We start from the raw sequence: 313 nt of genomic DNA on the forward strand, positions 1-313 counted from the left end.
TCCGTATCAATAATAACACCCATATAACCATGCTCTGGTGATATCTGGGTTTTAGGTTGATATATTTTACCACCTGCAGCTTCCACCCTACCCAATTCGATTTTTACATCATCACTCATAAAGTACACCAATGTTCCTTCTTGACTTGGGATGTATGATTCTTGTTTTATTAAAGTTCCTGCTGCGCCTTCCTTTCCCTCGGCAAACGGAAACCAGTCCATAAGAATACCGCCAAAATTTTGAACATCAATTTTAATTTGAAAAACTGCTTCGTAAAGTGCTTTAGACCTGTCCATATCTGCCACTGGAATTT

The 313-nt window shown here is 38.7% G+C and carries 1 protein-coding gene; it reads right to left on the bottom strand.

The window, feature by feature from the left end:
• Nucleotides 1-311 (bottom strand): VOC family protein (locus EYD45_RS16585; protein WP_233702699.1); only part of this gene is annotated, 311 nt, incomplete at its 3' end.
• Nucleotides 312-313: the final 2 nt, after the last annotated feature.

Origin of the sequence: Hyunsoonleella flava (assembly GCF_004310325.1) — a bacterium.
GTDB lineage: Bacteria > Bacteroidota > Bacteroidia > Flavobacteriales > Flavobacteriaceae > Jejuia > Jejuia flava.